Source organism: Pseudomaricurvus sp. HS19, assembly GCF_009857815.1.
Lineage (GTDB): Bacteria > Pseudomonadota > Gammaproteobacteria > Pseudomonadales > Cellvibrionaceae > Pseudomaricurvus.
In genome coordinates, this window is record NZ_WVVW01000011.1 from 235,188 (window position 1) to 250,663 (window position 15,476).

At 60.0% G+C, this 15,476-nt stretch carries 15 protein-coding genes; 7 read left to right on the top strand and 8 right to left on the bottom strand.

What is annotated here, in order from left to right; all coding sequences use genetic code 11:
- Positions 1 to 41: 41 nt before the first annotated feature.
- Positions 42 to 467, bottom strand: coding sequence for a hypothetical protein (locus GSF27_RS15190; protein WP_160970668.1), 426 nt, complete (start codon positions 465 to 467; stop codon positions 42 to 44).
- Positions 468 to 700: 233 nt separating this feature from the next.
- On the opposite strand from GSF27_RS15190, the gene GSF27_RS15195 reads away from it, so the two are divergent.
- The gene (locus GSF27_RS15195; protein WP_160970670.1) at positions 701 to 1,417 is read left to right on the top strand and encodes a response regulator; all 717 of its coding nucleotides are present in this window, start codon (positions 701 to 703) and stop codon (positions 1,415 to 1,417) included.
- Between the two features lie 10 nt (positions 1,418 to 1,427).
- Entirely contained in the window at positions 1,428 to 2,831 is a 1,404-nt protein-coding gene (locus GSF27_RS15200) for an ATP-binding protein (RefSeq protein ID WP_160970672.1), read from the top strand.
- 305 nt (positions 2,832 to 3,136) lie between these two features.
- Here GSF27_RS15200 and GSF27_RS15205 read toward each other — a convergent pair whose 3' ends face one another.
- Complete coding sequence (locus tag GSF27_RS15205) at positions 3,137 to 3,523, bottom strand: desulfoferrodoxin family protein (protein WP_160970674.1); 387 nt, start codon at positions 3,521 to 3,523, stop codon at positions 3,137 to 3,139.
- A gap of 502 nt (positions 3,524 to 4,025) precedes the next feature.
- Between GSF27_RS15205 and GSF27_RS15210 the strand changes: the two genes are divergently transcribed.
- The 3 genes from GSF27_RS15210 (at position 4,026) to GSF27_RS15220 (ending at position 6,403) form a co-directional block, all read left to right on the top strand.
- Positions 4,026 to 4,610, top strand: coding sequence for a Fe-Mn family superoxide dismutase (locus GSF27_RS15210; RefSeq protein WP_160970676.1), 585 nt, complete (start codon positions 4,026 to 4,028; stop codon positions 4,608 to 4,610).
- A 201-nt stretch (positions 4,611 to 4,811) separates the two neighbouring features.
- Positions 4,812 to 5,453: a urate hydroxylase PuuD gene (locus tag GSF27_RS15215; RefSeq protein WP_237457584.1), complete on the top strand. Its 642-nt coding sequence runs from the start codon at positions 4,812 to 4,814 to the stop codon at positions 5,451 to 5,453.
- 158 nt (positions 5,454 to 5,611) lie between these two features.
- Positions 5,612 to 6,403, top strand: coding sequence for a hypothetical protein (locus GSF27_RS15220; protein ID WP_160970678.1), 792 nt, complete (start codon positions 5,612 to 5,614; stop codon positions 6,401 to 6,403).
- A gap of 35 nt (positions 6,404 to 6,438) precedes the next feature.
- On the opposite strand, the gene GSF27_RS15225 is transcribed toward GSF27_RS15220, so the two are convergent.
- On the bottom strand, positions 6,439 to 6,750 hold the full coding sequence (locus GSF27_RS15225; protein WP_160970679.1) for a Lar family restriction alleviation protein: 312 nt from the start codon (positions 6,748 to 6,750) through the stop codon (positions 6,439 to 6,441).
- 458 nt (positions 6,751 to 7,208) lie between these two features.
- Between GSF27_RS15225 and GSF27_RS15230 the strand changes: the two genes are divergently transcribed.
- Both GSF27_RS15230 and GSF27_RS15235 read left to right on the top strand, forming a co-directional pair.
- Positions 7,209 to 8,726, top strand: a complete 1,518-nt coding sequence (locus GSF27_RS15230; RefSeq protein WP_160970680.1) for a fumarate hydratase — start codon at positions 7,209 to 7,211, stop codon at positions 8,724 to 8,726.
- Positions 8,727 to 8,860: 134 nt separating this feature from the next.
- Positions 8,861 to 9,202, top strand: coding sequence for a 4a-hydroxytetrahydrobiopterin dehydratase (locus tag GSF27_RS15235; protein WP_160970681.1), 342 nt, complete (start codon positions 8,861 to 8,863; stop codon positions 9,200 to 9,202).
- Between the two features lie 247 nt (positions 9,203 to 9,449).
- On the opposite strand, the gene GSF27_RS15240 is transcribed toward GSF27_RS15235, so the two are convergent.
- From GSF27_RS15240 to rsxB, 5 genes are all read right to left on the bottom strand, one after another.
- Positions 9,450 to 10,160 (bottom strand): electron transport complex subunit E, encoded by a 711-nt coding sequence (locus GSF27_RS15240; RefSeq protein ID WP_160970744.1) that lies wholly within the window; start codon positions 10,158 to 10,160, stop codon positions 9,450 to 9,452.
- Between the two features lie 5 nt (positions 10,161 to 10,165).
- Positions 10,166 to 10,861 (bottom strand): electron transport complex subunit RsxG, encoded by a 696-nt coding sequence (rsxG, locus tag GSF27_RS15245; protein ID WP_160970682.1) that lies wholly within the window; start codon positions 10,859 to 10,861, stop codon positions 10,166 to 10,168.
- A gap of 13 nt (positions 10,862 to 10,874) precedes the next feature.
- Complete coding sequence (rsxD, locus tag GSF27_RS15250; protein ID WP_160970683.1) at positions 10,875 to 11,933, bottom strand: electron transport complex subunit RsxD; 1,059 nt, start codon at positions 11,931 to 11,933, stop codon at positions 10,875 to 10,877.
- A 324-nt stretch (positions 11,934 to 12,257) separates the two neighbouring features.
- Complete coding sequence (gene rsxC / locus GSF27_RS15255) at positions 12,258 to 14,837, bottom strand: electron transport complex subunit RsxC (protein ID WP_160970684.1); 2,580 nt, start codon at positions 14,835 to 14,837, stop codon at positions 12,258 to 12,260.
- On the bottom strand, positions 14,834 to 15,475 hold the full coding sequence (gene rsxB, locus GSF27_RS15260; protein ID WP_160970685.1) for an electron transport complex subunit RsxB: 642 nt from the start codon (positions 15,473 to 15,475) through the stop codon (positions 14,834 to 14,836). The genes rsxC and rsxB overlap by 4 nt, the downstream gene beginning before the upstream one ends.
- Position 15,476: the final 1 nt, after the last annotated feature.

Genomic DNA, 15,476 nt, shown 5'->3' on the forward strand with positions numbered 1-15,476 from the left:
TGGGAAGCAGCCCCGGGCAGGACTGCCATCATGTCCGGTATTCAGCTCGCTTTGGCTTCAGCCCGCTCCTGCATGCGTTGCTGCATGCGCTCGAACTTCTCCAGTGGCATACCGTTGGGTGCCAACTGCAGCTCTTCGACCAGCGAATTGTCCTGAGTGACGACAGTAACGTTAAAGCCACTGTCTGTGGGAGTGACTTTCCCCACCTTGATATTCTCGTTGCCCTGCATCAGTAAGCGGGCGGAGACGAGTGTATTGATTTGATCGGCGTTGAACTTGCGCTCCATCATGGCTCGTCGATCCATGTGCTTGCCGCCCTTGAAACCACCGTGCTCGCGCATCTCGTGTTTGGGGCCTTTGCCGTCACAATCGCCACGGCCTTTGGTGTCACCGTCGAAAGCCAGGGCGCCGGCACTGGCAACGGTGGCGGCCAGCAGGGTTGAAAGCAGCAGTTTACGTTTCATCATGTGCATCTCCTGTCGATGTCTGTCTGGCGCTCCCGGATTATGTTGGGTCAGGAGGGCCGGTTTGACGAAGGGGCTGCCCCCTTGGTGAGTCCATTAAAGCAGAGAGACTGACCAAACCTTTGCCAGATGCCTGTAAAAATGTATCAAAGTGTCTCTGCACCTCCTGTGACAGTTTGATACAACTCGGCCGACGGTGGCTTTGTATAATGAGGCCAGTGGAAGGAGCTTTACCTATGACCCCCAATCACATCCTGGTTGTCGACGATCACCTGGAGATTCGCGAATTGCTGGCCAGTTACCTCACCCAGCACGGCTATGAAGTGACCACCGCCGATGGTGGTGAAGCCATGCGCAAGCTGTTGGCGGAGCGGGAATTTGACCTCATTGTGCTGGACCTGATGATGCCCGGTGAGGACGGTCTCTCCCTCTGTCGCCATGTGCGGGAGCGGCAGGGGCCGCCGGTCATCATGCTCACCGCCATGAGCGAGGACGCCGATACGGTTGTGGGCCTGGAGATGGGGGCGGATGATTACGTCACCAAGCCTTTTGTGCCCAGGGTGTTGCTGGCGCGGATCAAGGCAGTATTGAGGCGAGCCGAAAGCAGGGTGGAAGAGGTGCAGCCTTCGGCGCTTGCCAAACGCTGCTTTGATCGCTGGTGCCTGGATAACCTGCAGCGACAACTGGTACGTGATGACGGCTTGCTGGTGCCATTGAGTACGGCCGAGTTCAAACTGCTGGATGTCTTCCTGCAGAATCCGCAGCGGGTTTTGAGTCGCGATGAGCTTCTGAATTTGACCAAGGGGCGGGATGCCGAACCCTTCGATCGCAGTGTCGACAACCAGGTCAGCCGGCTGCGGCGCAAGATTGAGGCTGATGCCCAGAATCCCGCGCTGATCAAAACTGTCTGGGGTGGTGGCTACCTGTTTGCCGCCGCCGTTACCGGAGAATAAACCTGTGCGCATGCTAGCCCGTTTGTGGCCCCGTAAATTGCTGGGACAAATGATCCTGCTGGTGGTGCTGGCCCTGCTGCTGGCCCAGGGTATCAATCTGTGGTTGCTGTCCGAAGCCCACGAGCGCGCGCTGCGTTATAACAGTGAGCGCTTTATTGTGCGGCAGTTTGCCAGCGCGGTGGCCGTCATAGAGCAGACCCCGTCCTCGTTGCACCGCTCCGTGTTACGAGCCTGGCAGCGTCCGGGAGGGCGTTACCAGCTGACGGGTACAGAGCCGGAGTTGCCGGAGGATCGCAGCAGTTACGCCCGTGAATTACGTGAACAGCTGCTGGAGCGTCTGGGGGGTGAGTACGCGGCGCGCACGAAAGTCTCTATTGATGAAGTCCGTTTCCCCGAGCGCGATGCCCATCATCGTTCGGAACACCGACCGCCTGATACCTGGTTCCGTTACCGTCCCCGCCCGCCCCTGCGGGAAGTAAGGCTGGCGGTACAGCTCAATGGCGGGGATTGGCTGGTAACCCGGCAGCGCGCGCCGGATGGAACGCCAATGCTGGCCGCGTCTACCTTCATCTTTCTTTCCCTGGCATTGCTGATGGTGATCGCCGTGGTGTTCTGGCAGATGCGCCGCATTACCAGACCGCTGCAGCGCCTCGCCCGGGCGGCGGAGGATCTCGGCCGCGGCAAGAAAATTCCGCCGTTGCTGGAGGAGGGGCCGGAAGACATCAGTCACACGGTGTCGGCGTTTAACAGTATGAATCACCGGATCGAACGGTTCGTCTCTGAACGCACGCAGATGCTGGCCGCGCTGTCCCATGACCTGCGCACACCCATTACAGCGATGCGCCTGCGCCTGGAACTGATGGCCGACAGCGAGGAGAAGGACAAACTGCTGCGCAGCCTGGAGGAGATGCAGCAGATGTCGGAGGCTACGCTGGCGTTTGTGCGTCAGTCCGGTGACGGCGAGGCAACCCGTCCGGTGGATATCAATGCGTTGCTCGGCAGCCTGTGTGATGACTTGCAGGAGATGGGCATGGCCGTTGAGTGGCAGGAGGGCGAGCCTGTGGTGCTGGAGGTGCGGCCGGTCAGCCTCAAGCGCGCGTTGCGTAACTTGCTGGAGAACGCGGTGAAGTACGGCTCCTCGGCAAAGGCGTCCATGACGGCCACTGCGGGTTGGCTGACCATTGAGATTTGCGACCAGGGGCCGGGCATTCCGGAGGAGCAGCTGGAGGCTGTGTTCGAGCCCTTCAGGCGGATAGAGCAGTCGCGCAACCGGGGCACCGGCGGTACCGGTCTGGGGCTCTCTATTGCGCGGCAGATTGTCACCAGTCACGGTGGTTCCCTCACCCTGCACAACGCTGACACTGCGCAAGGCACGGGTGCCGGCCTGATAGCCCGGGTGCGCTTGCCTCGCTGAGGAGTTAGCACACAGCTGTGTAGACCGTGCTGTAGATGGATTGCCACGCTGCGCTCGCGATGACGATTTGGGTTTGTTTGCAAGCGGGATAACAACTCCAGCCCCGTCATTGCGAGGAGCGTTTTCAGCGCCGAAGTAATCCATGTTTGGCACACAGCTGTATAGACCGTGCTGTACATGGATCGCCACGCTGCGCTCGCGATGACGTGTCTGCGTGGCCGGGAGGCCGGCCTGTGGTATCGGAGGTAGCTCACAGACGAAAAAAAACCGGGCCAGGCCCGGTTTTCTGATGCTGCTGTTCGCGATTAAGCAACAGCTACGTCAACAGGGATGCTTTCCCAGATGCCGTGCTTGGTGCAGTAGGACTGGGCTACCAGCTTGGCATTCTTGTCCAGAACCACGCCGAAAGTAACGCGGGTGTTGCCTTTCTTGTCCTGACCGCCCTGGGAGCCAGCGAAGAAAGTGGCTTCGGCGATTTTGGTTTCGCGGTTGAACAGGGCCACAGAGGAGATGTAGTGGTCCATATCATCGGGATGCTGGTATTCGGCGCCTACCTGAACAGTCACTTCAAAGGTCTCACCGGCCTTGGCGGAAGGCTCGCAGTGGATGAAGGGGGAGTGACGGTCGATGTAGTCTTTGCGGGCTTCCGCTTCTACGGCGTTGATATCGGTGTAGATGTTGATCTTTGGCATGGGTACTTCTCTCGTTCGGGGCCCGGCGTGAAACCGGGCCGGGTAAATACAGGCGCCGACAGTTTACCGGCTGTCCGGTAACAATCAATAAAAGTGCTACCTTTCTGCACAAATACTTCGACTAATGTATAAACTTTGAGCGAAAGCGGTGGTCAGAACACCCGCAGGCCGGGGAGCCCTGAGGAGTGCAGTTTTTGGTCGCCGCCCGGTGTCTGCAGCGGTGGCAGCCTGAGACTCCTGTGGGTATAGTTATTGTCAGCGCCTGCGTAACAATCGCAGGTTGCGGTTGACCAGGCAGGATTCACACCTGCACCGGAGGTGTCCTCGCCGGATAGCGGAAACCGCATCTAATAAAAATTTATCTGCTTTATAGTTTATGCCTATTACTGCCGGGCTTTGCTTCACCGGCCGGTAACAGGGCTGTGCCAATATTCAAATATCGCTTCACTCGGTTGCTGCCCTGGCAGTGACCCCAATACCTGTCGAATTAAGGAAGAGATTTATGACTATTGAACTACCTCCACTGCCTTATGCCCAGGACGCCCTGGCCCCGCATATCTCCGCCGAAACGCTGGAGTATCACTACGGCAAGCACCACAAAACCTACGTCGATAAACTCAACGGCCTGCTCCCCGGCAGTGAGTTTGAAGGCAAGAGCCTGGAAGAAATCGTCAAGGGCTCGTCCGGTGGCATGTTCAACAACGCCGCCCAGATCTGGAATCACACCTTTTACTGGAACTGCCTGAGCCCAACGGGTGGCGGGGCACCCACTGGTGCCGTGGCTGATGCCATCAATGCAGCCTTTGGTTCCTTCGAAAAATTTCAGGACGAGTTCAACACCTCCGCTGCCAACAACTTCGGCTCTTCCTGGACTTGGCTGGTGAAAAAAGCGGACGGCTCTGTGGCCATCGTCAATACCAGCAATGCCGCAACTCCGCTGACCGATGACAGTGTTACTCCCATCCTGACCGTCGACCTGTGGGAGCACGCCTACTACATCGACTACCGTAACTCACGTCCCAACTATCTCGGTGCTTTCTGGGCGCTGGTGAACTGGGACTTCGTGGCGAGCAATTACGGTGGCTGATTAAGCCCCGGCGGGCGGTGACGCCGCGCACGAGACCAATAAAGGGAGCAACAGCTCCCTTTATTTTTAGCTGCCAGAATGGGTATAGTTGATGGTACTTCGGTGGCCTTTTGCCAGGGTATATCAAGGTAGAAGTCCGGAGCGACATAACAACAACAGACAGCCCGCACCGCCGTGCAGGGCCTGAACAAGGATCTCAGTATGGAAATCATGAACTTTATTAACTTCCTGGCTCGATGGGGGCATGTGCTGTTCGGCATTACCTGGATCGGGTTGCTCTACTACTTCAACTTTATCCAGGGTGGTTACTTCAAACAGGCAACGCCGGAAGCCCTGAAAGACGCCAAGGCCAAGCTGGCTCCCGAAGCCCTGTGGTGGTTCCGTTGGGGTGCCATGTTTACCTTTATCACCGGCCTGATCCTGTTGGTTGGCCTGATGAAGCAGGGCCTGATGAATGCGTACATCATCGCCGGTGCCACCATGGGTACCCTGATGTTCCTCAATGTCTGGCTGATCATCTGGCCAAACCAGAAGATTGCCCTGGGCCTGGTGCAGGGTGGTGATGCCGGTGCCGCCGCAGGCAAGGCACTGCTGGCTTCCCGTACCAACACCCTCTTCTCCGGTCCCATGGTGTTCTTCATGCTGGCCGGTCCACACTTCGTCAACGGTGGTGGTTACGGCAAAGGCATGGGCCTGGGTCTGTGGATTGTGCTGGCACTTATCGCGGCGCTGGAGGTCAATGCTATTGCCGGTAAGCAAGGCCCAATGACCACCGTAAAAGGGGTGATTCACTGCAGCATCGCCCTGACCGTGGTTCTGGCGGCACTGCTGGTGTATTTGTAAGCCTTGTCACACGCCATGAGGCACTGACCGCCAAGCGGTAACTGTGTCGTAAAAGCCGGGCCCAGCCCGGCTTTTTTGTGGGTGGCTGGTGTCTATTTAAGGCGAGCTTTGTTATAACTCTGCTCCTGTTGTAATTCATATAATTGAGACCCGATGCAATGCAGGACCGTAAGGAACCTTCACTGGGCACCATGGTGCCGAGCCGCGATGACTTCAACGAGCGCATAGGCCAGCCCAAGGCCCGGCCACAGGCCCAGAAACCGGCCCAAAAGGCGGCGGCCCCCCAGCGTCCGCGGGCCGCGGCACCGGCCACTGCCAAGTCATCACCCCTGGTTCCCCTGGCACTGCTGCTGGCGCTCACCGGTCTGGGATTGGCGGGTTTTGCCTACTGGCAGCTGCTGCTAACCCAACAGCAGGCCGCGCAGGCGGAAAAACGTATTGGCGAGTTGGAGCAGCGGCTGGCACTGTCGGATGACGAATCCACCCAGTCAGTTGCAGCCCTGCAGGCCAACCTGAAGGAGAGTCGGGAGAGTCTGAAGACTGCAGAGATCGAGATTCGCAAACTGTGGGATGCCCGCAAGGCTACCAAACAGGACGTTGCCGATAACGAAAAGGCGCTCAATACCCTGAAAAGCACCCTCAGCAAGACCAGCAAGCAGGCTTCAGAGGCCCAATCCCTGGCCAAATCCCAGGCGGACAAGCTGAAAGCGGTAAGCTCGGACGTGGCGCTGCAGGCGGAGAAGGTGGCACTGGTGGGGGATAGCAGTGATGCCCAGCAGAAACAGCTGCGCGATGCGCTGGATCGTCTCACTCGCCTGGACACCAGTCTCAGCAAGCTGCAGTCCAAAATGAACAATCACGATGAGGCCATCAAGGCCATCGACGCCTATCGCCTCACCACCAATCGGGAACTGCTGGAGATCAAGCGCAAGCTGGGTCTGGTGCAGTAGTTCTGCCTGTCGTGCTGAATTGATCCGGGGAGCCGTCAGTGCTCCCGGTCCGGTTCCACTCCCCCTCCCAAACCCTGTCGCGGCCCATGCCTGAGAATACTGGCCAGGCTGCGTACGGCGTCTTCCAGATTATGCAGGTGGCCGTGAATCTGCGGATTCGGCGACTGCACCTGTTGCCGCGAACACTTCGAGACCCGGTTCCAGTTCAACACCGCCTCTTCCGTGGTGCGCCGGTGCGGGCCCGTCGCCTTGCAGTGCTGGCAGCATACGGCGCGGGATAGCAGATGATGGCTGATGTGCATGTTGCAGCTGCCACAGAAGGGGCAGGGCTCCAGGTTTGATGCCATGGGGTACTCCATTCGGGTCTGAACAGCCAGGCAATGCGGTCGCAGCGAAAACAGCGGCGCGGCCGGGCCGGTAACTGGGGGCTATCGCTATTGTTATGGACGGTGTTGCTATAACCCGTGAGGGCTGTGAACGGCTGGTGACGGTAATTGGTCTTTTCTGAGGGGAGTCGGGGCCAAACCAGGTCGGGAAGACCCGGGACAGGAAGGGTATCCGGAGACGGCGGATATCCAGAATCATTCGGTAGATACCTCCTGGTTATCTACGTCAGTTCTCTGGAGTGTAGGCTGATTACCGGCCAATGCAACCCCGACCAAGGGTGTAGTGCGAATGGCGGGACTGCCAACGGACAAACGCAGCCGGCTGGTGTAGAATTTGCGCCTGTTTTATTCCGTGAATACCCGTGATTGCAGAAGCCAGTCTTCTGTACCGTGATAACCCAGAGTGAGAGATGTCGCTGATGACTACGGTAATCCGCAAAGACGACCTGATCGACAGCATCGCCGATGCGCTGCAGTTTATTTCCTACTACCACCCCAAAGACTTCATCAAAGCGGTTTACGAGGCCTATCAGCGCGAAGCCAACCCCGCCGCCAAGGACGCCATGGCGCAGATCCTGATCAACTCCCGCATGTGTGCGGAGGGCCATCGCCCCATCTGTCAGGACACCGGTATCGTCAGCGTTATCATGAAAATCGGTATGAACGTGCAGTGGGATACCGATTGCAGCCTGGAAGAGATGATCAACGAAGGCGTGCGTCGCGCCTACAACCACCCGGACAACAAGCTGCGCGCCTCTGTGCTGGCAGATCCGGACGGTGCCCGCAAAAATACCGGCGACAACACCCCCGCCATGATCACCACCAAGATCGTTCCCGGTGACAAGGTGGAAGTGCACGTGGTGGCCAAGGGTGGCGGTTCTGAAGCCAAGACCAAGTTCGCCATGCTCAACCCCTCCGACAACGTGGTGGAGTGGATCCTGAAGATGGTGCCACAGATGGGCGCTGGCTGGTGTCCGCCCGGTATCCTCGGTATTGGTATCGGCGGTACCGCTGACAAGGCCATGGCTATGGCCAAGGAAGCGCTGCTGGACCCGATCGATATCCAGGACCTGCGCGAGCGCGGTGCCTCCAACCGCTCCGAAGAGCTGCGTCTGGAGATCATGGACAAGGTCAACAAGCTGGGTATCGGTGCCCAGGGCCTGGGTGGTCTGACCACCGTTCTGGATGTGAAGGTAAAAGATTGCCCCACGCACGCGGCCAACAAGCCTATCGCCGTGATCCCCAACTGTGCTGCCACCCGCCTGTGCAAGTTCACCCTGGACGGTTCCGGCCCCTCCCTGCAGACCCCGCCAGACCTGAGTGACTGGCCGGAAATTACCTGGGAAGTGGGCAATGCCCGTCGCGTCAACCTGGATGAGCTGACCAAGGAAGACCTGGCCGAGTGGAAAACCGGTGAAACCGTACTCCTGTCCGGTAAGTTGCTTACCGGCCGCGACGCCGCTCACAAGCGCCTGGTGGATATGATTGCCAAGGGCGAAGAGCTGCCAGTGGACTTCACCAACCGTATGATCTACTACGTAGGCCCGGTTGATCCTGTGGGCGACGAGGTTGTCGGTCCTGCTGGTCCAACCACCGCTACCCGTATGGACAAGTTCACTCGCACCATGCTGGAAAAAACCGGCCTCATCGGCATGGTGGGTAAATCCGAGCGTGGCCCTGAGGCGATTACTGCCATCAAGGACAACAAGGCGGTTTACCTGATGGCCGTGGGCGGCTCTGCCTACCTGGTCTCCAAAGCCATCAAGGCCTCCAAGGTGCTGGGCTTTGCCGACCTGGGTATGGAAGCCATTTACGAGTTCGAAGTGAAGGACATGCCTGTGACTGTGGCTGTGGACGTGAACGGTGAGTCCGTACACACCACCGGCCCGCAGATCTGGCAGGCCAAGATCGAAGAGGGCGTGATCGAGGTGCAGTAAGCCCCGGTTACACCTCTCGTCAAAAAGGCAGACTTCGGTCTGCCTTTTTTGTGCCTGCCGGTCAGGCAGGGGTGTCAGCGGGTTGCCGGGGTGTACTACACTGGCGGGTAAGCCTTGCTGTCAGGAGCAGAACGATGACCAGACTGGTAAATGAGAGCTGCGCCGCCTGTGACCGCAATGCTATAGCGGTGGAGGCCGATGAACAGGCGGAACTGCTGCTGCAGCTACCTGGCTGGCAGGTAGTGGGGCGCGACGGTGTGCCGCAGCTGGAAAAGGTCTACAGCTTCAAGGATTTCAATGGCGCGCTGGATTTTGCCAATGCGGTAGGAGAGCTGGCGGAAGGGGCCAATCACCATCCCGCTATTCTGGTGGAGTGGGGCAAAACCACGGTCCGCTGGTGGACACATACCATCGGTGGCCTGCATCGTAACGATTTTATTATGGCGGCGAAGACCGATTATCTGCATGGGAAGTAGCTGCGAGTAGCGAGGACGCATTGCTTTGAGTAGCGAGGAGCGTGAACGCTTCGCTCGAGTTGCGAGTACAAGCTTGTCTTAGTCACAGGACAAGTCATCATGCCACTCGCCACTCGCCACTCGCCACTCGCCACTCGCCACTCGCCACTCGCCACTCGCCAGGTTCGTCATCCCCGCGCACAAGGTGAATTGCCGCTCAGCGGCAAGAGAGGGCACTCTGGGGTGGGCGGGGATCCATCTCGAACACTCAGCTAATAGTCCCCGTAGTCCGCACCCGCTTGCTGCCCTTGGCTGCAGGCGCCTCGCGACGGGCTTTCTCGCGCTTTTCCACTTCAGCATCAATCACGTTCTTCAGCGCAATCAGCATCCCCGCCACAACAAAGGCGCCGGGTGGCAGCACCGCCACCAGCAGGCCGCTGTAGTTCTGGAACAGAGTAATGGTCCAACCGGCCGCCATGGGGCCCAGCAGCAGGTCCATTTCAGCAAACAGGGTGCCGTGGCCGAGAATCTCGCGAATGGCGCCGATGGCGAGCAGCACCAGCATAAAGCCGGTACCCATCATAAAGCCGTCCAGCGCCGAGGCGCCCACCGTGTTTTTGCTGGCAAAGGCGTCGGCGCGGCCGAGGATCACACAGTTGGTCACGATCAACGGAATAAAAATACCGAGGATCTGGTAGAGCTCGTAGGTAAAGGCCTTCATCAGCAGTTCGGTGCAGGTGGTGAAGGAGGCGATGATCATCACGAAGGCCGGCAGGCGCACCGCGTCGCTGACGGTTTTGCGGATCAGGGACACAGCCACGTTGGAGCCCACCAGTACGAGGGTGGTGGCCAGGCCCAGGCCGAGGGCGTTAACCACACTGCCGCTCACCGCCAGCAGCGGACACAGGCCCAGCAGCTGTACCAGCGCCGGGTTGTTTTTCCAGAGTCCGTTATGGGTAATCTCTTTATAGGTTGCCATAGTGATCACTCAGTCTCTTGGGAGTTGGCTGCGGCCAGCGGCTGTTCATCCTGGGGCTTTTCATCCAGCGGAGTTTCGTTCAGGGGCTTTTCACTCAGGGGATGGCTCAGCTGGAAAAACTCCAGTGCCTTCTTCACCTGCTTCACCACCGCGCGCGGGGTGATGGTGGCGCCGGTAAACTGGTCAAAGACACCGCCATCCTTTTTTACCGCCCATTCAGCGGGGGAGGGGGAGTTCAGGGATTTGTCGTCAAAGCCCAGCAGCCAGTCGCTTTTCTTCAGGTCCACCTTGTCGCCGAGGCCCGGGGTTTCATTGTGGGCCAGCACCCGCACACCGGCAACGCTGCCGTCTTTATTGATGCCGATAATCAGCTTGATATCACCGCTGTAACCGTCCGGTGCCACCGCCGGAATAATGGCGGCCACCGGCTTACCCTGCTCGCGGGCGATATGGATGTTGCCACCATTTTTCAGCCCCAGCAGTTGCCAGAAGCGTGGCTCCACCGCAACTGTGTCCAGCAGCAGGTCGTTATCGTGACGCTCCAGCGGCACGATCTGCAGCAGTGCTTTCTGCGCCGCTTCACGCTCGGCGGCGGCAATGCGGTCGGCGGTGCCCAGCTCGGTACCGGCCAGGATCGCGGCGGTTACCAGGGCAAAGGCGCCCAGCAGGAAGCTGTTGGTGCTGATGGATTTACCCAGCATGGTGTTTCAATCCTTATTCACTTTTTTCTGTAGCGCGGCGGGATTTCTCGTGGCCATAGGTGCGCGGCAGGGTGTAGTAATCGATAAAGGGGGCGGCGAAGTTCATCAGCAGCACCGCAAAGGCCATGGCATCGGGGTAGTTGCCCCAGACGCGGATCAGGTAGACCAGCAGGCCCACACCGGCGCCGTAGATGAGCCGCCCTTTGTTGCTGACCGCGGAGGTGACCGGGTCGGTAACGATAAAGAAGGCACCCAGCATGGTGGCGCCGGAGAACAGATGGAACAGTGGCGAGCCGCCACTGCTGGAGCTGCCGCCGTCGTAGAAAATCACTGACATCAGGGTCAGGGTGGCGAGCATGGCCACTGGCGCATGCCAGGTAAAAATGCGGCGCGCCAGCAGATAGAGACCGCCCAGCAGGAAGCCGATATTGACCCACTCCCAGCCAGCGCCGGCAAAGTCAGCGGTGCTGAAGATCGGGTTGGCGGCGTAGACCTGGTCCACCATCAGGCCACTGGTCTGCTTGAAGGCATCCAGCGGTGTGGCGCCGGACCAGCCGTCCAGCGGTGCGTTGGCCCAGATATGGGCAAGCGCTGCGGTAATGCCTACGGTGTTCTGGCCGTCAGCAAGTGCCGGCGTGGGGGTGGCCCACTGGGTCATCTCCACCGGGAAGGAGATCAGCAGCACCACATAGCCCACCATGGCCGGGTTAAAGGGGTTGTAGCCCATGCCGCCGTAGAGGTGTTTGGCGATTACGATGGCGAAGAACATGCCCACGGCCACTACCCACCAGGGGCAATAGGGGGGCAGCGCCATACCCAGCAGCAGGGCCGTGACCAGGGCGCTGCAGTCGCGCAGGTAAAAGCCCACCGGGCGTTTGCGCAGCAGCAGGATGCCGCACTCAAACAGCAGGGCAAAGGCGCTGGCGGCCAGCACATTGAGAATGCTGCCGGGGCCAAAAAACCAGGTCAGTGCCGCCAGCCCGGGAATACAGGCCAGCATCACCTGACGCATCACACCACCGGTATCACCACGACGGGTGGCGTGGGGTGAGCTGACTTTCAAAAACGCCATTTTGTGTTCCTTTCAGTTGCCGGGGATTTGCCGGCGGTAATTCTTGCAATCATCAGCCGATGATCTGGGCTGGCGCGGTACACTGGATTCCCGCCCACCCCAGAGTGCCCTCTCTTGCAGCCAAGCTGCAATTCACCTTATGCGCGGGAATGACAAGGTTGGGTCCTCGTGTTCGCAGTGAACACCTATCACGCTGCCAGACCCCGTCTCAGTCGGCCCGGGTGTTACACAGGCAGCGCATTAATCTTGTCTTCCGTTGTTACGCTTACATGCATATTCCAAAAACCGGAGTCATTCCCGCGCAGGCGGGAATCCATCAGGGCATTACGCCTGTAGCTCGCCCTGCAGCTTCTCCAGCTTGGCTTCACTCTTTTCCACGGCCCCGCGGAAGGCGTCGATATTGGGGTCGTCTTCCGCTTCTGCCTTGGCCAGGCGCTCGCGGGCTTTCTGCAGGCGCTTCTCCGCTGACTCGATCTGGTCGCGCAGCTTCTCTTCGTCGCTCATGCTGGCCTGTGCTGCGGCCTTGGCCTTGGCGCGTTCGATAGCCTGGGCTGCAGCGTCGGGTTCGGCGGCAGCTTCGGCAGGTGTTTCCTCTGCCGCAGGCTGGCCCTGCAATTCCGGCGCGGCAGGGTTGATAGCCCGCAGCTGTTCGCGCAGCTCCTGCTGTTTGCCCTGCAGTTTGTCAAAGCCGGTTTGCAGGGCGTCGACGGTGTCGGCACCTTCGGCTTTGGCCTGCGCCAGCTTATCGCCAGCTTTCTGCAGGCGGCCCTCAAGGCTCTGCAGCTGATCGCGCAGTTTGTCCTCGTCGCTCATGCTGGAGCGGGCGGCGGCTTTGGCTTTCGCGCGCTCAATGGCGGCGGCAGCGGCGTCCTGCTCTGCAGGTGCCTGGGCCACCGGTTCCACCGGGCCCAGCTCCGCCAGTTCTTTCTCGCTGGCGGCGATCTTCTCTTTCAGCTTGTCGGCGCCGGTTTGCAGGGCCTCCACCTTGTCACTGCCTTCGGCTTTGGCCGCGGCGAGTTTCTCTTCGGCCTTGGCCAGACGCTCGCGTAATGACTCCAGGTTGGCTCGCAGCTGCTCGTCCGGGGCCATGGTCATCTTGGCCTGGGCGCGGGCAATGGCTGCAGCCACCGGGTCATCCGCCGCCGGTGCTGCCGGAGCAGCAGCGCTACTGCCATCGAAGGCGGCCAGTTTGCTCTCGGCTTCGTTCAGTTTCAGCTCCGCCTGCTTCAATTGTGCAGACAGCTTCTCCTTCATCTCGCCTTCGGCAGCGCTGATCTTCTCCTGCAGCTTTTCGACGCGACCTTTGGCGCTGAGGGCGGAACGCTCGAGACGGGCCTTCTCTTCCTCGGGTGATTTTTGAGTCGCCTGGGCGCGGGCTACGGCGGCGGCCACAATGTCCGCTTTAGGCGCGGTTGGCACTGCTTCATTGCCATTGGCTTTCTGCTCTGCCAGCTTTTTCTTGGCCTCTTCCGCCGCTTTCTGGCGAGCAAGGCGCTTGGCCTCTTTCTCGGCTTCGGCCTTGGCGATGCGCTCCTGACGGTACTCAAAGCGCTTGCGGGAGCGGTCGGACTTCTCTTTCTCGATCGCCAGCTGGCGTATGGTGCCCTTGGCGGCGCGGTAGTACTGCACCAGCGGAATGTTGCTGGGGCAGACGTAAGAGCAGGCGCCGCACTCGATGCAGTCCTTGATGTTGTGAGCTTCGAGGCGTTCGTAATCTTCAGAGCGGGCGTACCAGTACATCTGCTGTGGCAGCAGGCTTACCGGGCAAGCTTCGGCACACATGCCGCAGCGGATACAGGCCTGGGCCGGCGCTGGCGGCGGCAGCTCTTTCTTGCTGGGGGCCAGCAGGCAGTTGGTGGTCTTCACCACCGGTGCATCGTCCTGCTCCAGGGCGTAACCCATCATCGGGCCGCCGACAATCAGGCGGCTGGCTTTCTTGCCGATAAAACCGTGCTCTGCCAGCACGTGGCGGATGGGAGTGCCGAGACGCACTACCACATTGCGTTGGGTCTCCAGCGCCTCGCCCACCACGGTGGTGATGCGCTCAATCAGCGGCTTGCCATAGCGCACCGCTTCCCAGGCCGCCACGGTGGTGCCCACGTTCTGCAGCACAATGCCGATGGTGGCGGGGATCTGGCCGGCGGGCACTTCCTTGCCGGTGAGAATCTGGATCAGTTGTTTCTCGCCACCGGAGGGGTATTTGGTGGGGAAGCTGGCCACTTCCACATTGGTGCCTTCGGCGGCCTTGCGCACCGCGGCGATGGCGGCGGGCTTGTTGTCTTCGATGCCGATCACCACCCGGGCCGGGTTGCCCAGCAGGTGGGCCAGCAGTTGGGTGCCGCTCACCAGATCTGCGGGGCGGGTCTGCATCAGGATATCGTCAGCGGTGATGTAGGGCTCACACTCGGTGCCGTTGATGATCAGGGTATCGATCTTCTGGTTGCCGCGGGGGTTGAGCTTCACCGCCGACGGGAAGCCGGCACCGCCCATGCCAGTGATGCCGGCGGCGCGGATCTTCTCCAGCAGCTGTTCGTGGGAGAGCGCCGTATAGTCCTCACAGGGGGTGAACTCCACCCTGCGGTCTTCTCCATCGGGGCGGATCACCACACAGGGGCCGCTCAGGCCCGAGGGGTGGGGCAGGGTACGGTCTTCCACCGCCACCACGGTACCGGAGGTGGAGGCGTGAATATTGGCACTCACCGGGCCCTTGGCTTTGGCGATCAGCTGACCGCCAAGCACCTGGTCGCCCTCGGCTACCACTGCCTCGGCAGGTGCGCCGATGTGCTGGTTGAGGGGGAAGATCATCTCTTCCGGCAGGGAGACTTCACCCAGTGGCAATTGAAGGGATTGGGCTTTGTTTTCGGGCGGATGGATACCACCGGGGATTGACCAGATTTTCGTCACGCGGCCGCTCCATCCTGATCCTGATCGTTACTGGGTTGCTTGTCGGTAGCAATGATGTCGTGGTGCTGAACCTGGCGCTTGTGGGAAGGGTTATCCCAGTGCCAGTCCGCCAAGGTCTTCTCTACTGGCAGCATATCGATGCAGTCCACCGGGCAGGGCTCTACGCAGAGGTCGCAGCCGGTACATTCATCGGCAATCACGGTGTGCATCTGCTTGGCGGCGCCGAGGATGGCGTCCATGGGACAGGCCTGGATGCACTTGGTGCAGCCGATACACTCATCCTCACGGATATAGGCCACTTTCTTTACGTCGGTCTCTTCGCCGTGCTCTTCGTCCAGGGTGGGGGCTTCCACATCCAGCAGGTCGGCGATGGCGTTAATGGTGCTCTGGCCACCGGGGGGGCACTTGTTGATGGCGTCGCCGTTGGCGATGGCCTGGGCGTAGGGGCGGCAGCCGGGGTAGCCACACTGGCCACACTGGGTTTGGGGCAGCAGCGTGTCCACCTGGTCGACGATGGGGTCACCCTCGACCTTGAACTTGACCGCAGCAAAGCCGAGGATGCCGCCGAACACCAGTGCCAGCGCCACAAGGGCGGTGAGGGCACTGGCAAACGGGTGCGTAATCAGTAATTCGTACATG